Genomic DNA, 572 nt, shown 5'->3' on the forward strand with positions numbered 1-572 from the left:
GCGAACCTGTCGCTGCGCGAAGGCGAGATCGTCGGGCTGCTCGGCCGTTCCGGCTCGGGCAAGTCGACGCTGCTGCGCATCATCGCCGGCCTGATCGAGCCGACCGGCGGCGAAGTGACCTACCTCGGCAAGCCGCTGAGCGGCCCGGCCGAAGGCGTCGCGATGGTGTTCCAGACCTTCGCGCTGTTCCCGTGGCTTACCGTGCTGCAGAACGTTGAAGCCGGCCTCGAGGCGCTGGGCGTCGGCGCGCGCGAGCGGCGCGAACGCGCGCTCGCCGCGATCGACCTGATCGGCCTCGACGGCTTCGAGAATGCCTACCCGCGCGAACTGTCGGGCGGCATGCGCCAGCGCGTGGGCTTTGCGCGCGCGCTCGTCGTCGACCCGACGATCCTGCTGATGGACGAGCCGTTCTCGGCACTCGACGTGCTGACGGCCGAGACGCTGCGTACCGACCTGCTCGATCTGTGGACGCAAGGCCGCATGCCGATCAAGTCGGTGCTGATCGTCACGCACAACATCGAGGAAGCCGTGTTCATGTGCGACCGGATCCTCGTGCTGTCGTCGAACCCGGG

The 572-nt window shown here is 68.7% G+C and carries 1 protein-coding gene; it reads left to right on the forward strand.

Annotated features, from left to right (window positions below; genetic code table 11):
• On the forward strand, nucleotides 1–572 hold a 572-nt coding region (locus tag HWX87_RS37695; protein ID WP_176051844.1), incomplete at both ends, for an ABC transporter ATP-binding protein.

The organism is Burkholderia sp. BCC1644 (assembly GCF_902833225.1).
Lineage (GTDB): Bacteria > Pseudomonadota > Gammaproteobacteria > Burkholderiales > Burkholderiaceae > Burkholderia.